This window comes from Paenibacillus agaridevorans (genome assembly GCF_003112455.1).
Taxonomy (GTDB): domain Bacteria; phylum Bacillota; class Bacilli; order Paenibacillales; family Paenibacillaceae; genus Pristimantibacillus; species Pristimantibacillus agaridevorans.
On record NZ_BDQX01000458.1, the window covers coordinates 530,053 to 533,487 of the forward strand.

Sequence of the window (3,435 nt, forward strand, 5' to 3'; positions counted from 1 at the left end):
TTACGTGCTGACCGCACTTATGGCCGCAAGCGTGCTGATTGCGCCGGGGATATCGTCCGCTGCAACGACGATCGGTCTCGTTTTGGCGCTGTTGTGGTGTGCCGCTCCGCTCGTCGTGAAATGGCTCGACGGCTCTCCCGAACGCGCGGAGTCCGGTTTCTCGGAAAAACAACACCAAGAGCTTTTTAAGCTGGCCAGCGATATTTGGTCCTTTTACGAGGATTACGTGACGGAGAGAGACAATTGGCTCCCGCCTGACAATGTCCAGATCGAACCGGACCGAGGCATCGCTCACCGGACCTCCCCTACCAATATCGGGATGTACGCGTTATGCGCGGTCGCGGCCAGAGACTTCGGCTTTATCGATACGGAAGGTCTTATCGTGCGCCTGGAGCGGACGATCGGGACGATGGAACGCATGGAGAAGTGGGAAGGCCATCTCTTTAATTGGTATGATACGGAGTCCCTTGCTCCTCTGCAGCCCGTGTATGTCTCGACAGTGGATTCCGGCAATCTGGTCGCCTCGCTTATAGCGGTTAAGGAAGGTCTGCTGGAATGGATGCAGGCGGACTGGGGCGGCAACGCCGAGGGGACTCGTCAGCAAGAGTCCGGCCGTTACGGGGGCGGACGCTTCGAGGTCGCTTTCGCCGGCGAGCTAGGCTCGCGGGGAGGCTCCGAGCTGATGAGCCGCGGCAATCGTTTGCTTGCGCGAATCGATGCTCTTGCGCGGGATACGGACTTCCGTGCGCTTTACGATCCGCGAAGCAACCTGTTCTCGCTCGGCTACCACGTCACCAGACGCGAGCGCGACGAGGTTTTGTATGACCTGCTGGCTTCGGAAGCGCGGCAGGCAAGCTTCGTCGCAATCGCCATGGGACAGGTTCCCGTCTCGCATTGGAACGCGCTTGGCAGGACGATGACCAAGGTTTCCGGGAAACCTGCATTGCTCTCGTGGTCCGGCACGATGTTCGAATATATGATGCCATGGCTGCTTATGCGCACCTATCGGAATACCGTCTGGGACAGTACCTACAAGGCCGTTGTCAACCGCCAGATCCAATACGCCAAGGAGCGCCGCGTGCCATTTGGCATATCCGAGTCGGGCTACTTCGCCTTCGATCATCAATTGAATTATCAGTACCGTGCATTTGGCGTGCCGGGACTGGGCTTCAAGCGCGGTCTGGAGCAGGATCTCGTTCTGGCGCCATATGCCACGATTATGGCCCTTCCTTACGCTCCCGCCGAAGGGATGCTTGCGCTGGGCCAAATGGAAAAGCTCGGAGGACGAGGCCAGTACGGTTATTATGAAGCGCTGGACTTTACTCCACGCCGGCTCAAGCAGGACGGCAAACACGCCGTCATTTTGAGCTTTATGGCGCATCATCAAGGCATGAGCATGCTCACCTTGTCGAACCTGCTGCTGCCGCAATCCATGATCGACCGCTTTCATCGCAACAAGGAGGTTCGCGCCGCCGAGCTGCTGCTGCAGGAACGGATACCGGGCCGCACCAAGCTGATCCGCCATCCCTCCCTGCATCGGCTGCGGGAAGAGCGCGAGACGAAGGAAACGGCGAACGAGCCTGTTCGCGAATTCAAATCGCCGCATACGGCCGCTCCGGAAGCATGCGTATTATCCAACGGGCGCTTTAGCACCGTCGTTACGGCAAGCGGCAGCGGATACAGCAGCTATGAAGGTTTGCTCGTATCGCGCTGGAGAGAAGATCCCGTGCGTGATTCATGGGGCACCTTCATCTACATTCGGGATGTCTCGTCAGGGAGCGTGTGGTCCCCCTCCTTCCAGCCTTGCCGTACGGATATGCAGGATCTTCGCGTCCGGTTCGAGCCGGACAAAGCGACGTTCGAGCAAAGCTTCGACGAAGTTTCCGCCCGGATGGAAATATGCGTATCGCCCGAGAGCGACGCCGAGGTCCGGCGCATTACGCTGACGAACAACGGCAGCGAGCCCAAGCTGCTGGAAGTAACCACCTTCGTGGAGCTCGCCCTGGCGAACCCCATCGCGGACGAGGCCCACACCGCATTCAGCAAGCTGTTCATTCGTACCGCCTATGAGGAGAGCAGCGGCTGTCTCGTTGCCAGCCGCCGCAAAAGAGAGGCGAAGGAACAAGCGTTATGGGCCGCCCACTCCCTCAGCGCGGAAGGAACGACGGTTGGCGGGTTGGAGTTCGAAACCGACCGCATGGCGTTTATCGGTCGAGGTTATCAGCTCGAGGAGCCCCAAAGCATTCGGACTCGTCTTAAGGGGAAGACGGGCTCCGTCGCCGATCCCGCCTTCGTTATGCGCAGGCGCGTCGGGATCGAGCCGGGGCGACAAGTCGTTCTTTACGCGGTGACCTCCGTGGCTGCGACTAGGGAAGCCGCCTTGGACGGGGCCACGAGCCTGACGAAGTCTCAAACGGTGGAGCGGGCCTTCCAGCTTGCCTGGACTCGCAGCCGCATCGAGCTGCGCAGTCTCGGCCTGGAGCTTGCGGACGCCTTTGTCTTCCAGCGGCTGGCCGCCCAAGTGCTTTATACGCCGCCCCTCAGCGGCGAGCGGGCCCAGCGGATCGAGGCTAATGTCAAAGGGCAGCCAGGCCTCTGGGCATTCGGCATCTCTGGCGACAGACCTCTCGTCGCCGCGGAGATCGACAGTCGGAGTCGGATGCCTTTTATTATGAAGCTGCTGGCGGGACATGAATATTTGCGCAGACTCGGCATCCGTTTCGATCTCGCTCTCCTCAACGGATCAGAGGAGGGATACGAACAGGAACTGCAGGACGCGCTTAGCCGGGCGGTTGAGCACGGCGTAGACCGATTCGGAGCCGGTCATGGCAGCATAGTCGTACTCCCGGCCAAGCAGCTGTCGGCGGACAATCTGACGCTCATTCTTGCCGTCGCACGATTGACGTTGAAGGCGAACGGACCATCCTTGGCCGTGCAGTTAAAGCTGCTTCGCCGCAGCGGCGAGGCCGGCGAAGGCTCACGAGGCTTAAAGCGAGCCGCGGAACGCGGCCCTGGCAGGAAAGCTCGCGCTGGCGCAATAGCTGCCGAAGATCCCGAATCTGCGACGCTCCCGACTCGCGAAGACTTTTCGCAGAATCCCGGGGAGTCTTCCGGCAGCGTCTCCCTCGACCCCAAGGATGTCTTGTTCTACAACGGCTGGGGCGGATTCGCGGCGGACGGCAAGCAATACAAGCTTTTGATCAAAGGCGGCAATCATCTTCCCGCGCCATGGATCAATGTTCTGTCCAATCCCGGGTTCGGAGCCATCGTATCGGAACTTGGCACGGGTTATACATTCTGGCGCAACAGTCGGGAATGCAAGCTGACTCCGTGGTCCAATGACCCAGTTCTCGACCCGCCCGGCGAGCTCGGCTTCTTGCGGGACGAAGAGTCGGGTCTGGTTTGGACGCTGACGCCGTCAGCGGGGGCGAACGC

The 3,435-nt window shown here is 60.2% G+C and carries 1 protein-coding gene; it reads left to right on the top strand.

Annotated elements, in window-relative coordinates; all coding sequences use genetic code 11:
* Window positions 1–3,435 (top strand): glucoamylase family protein (locus tag PAT3040_RS39430; RefSeq protein WP_305778802.1); only part of this gene is annotated, 3,435 nt, incomplete at both ends.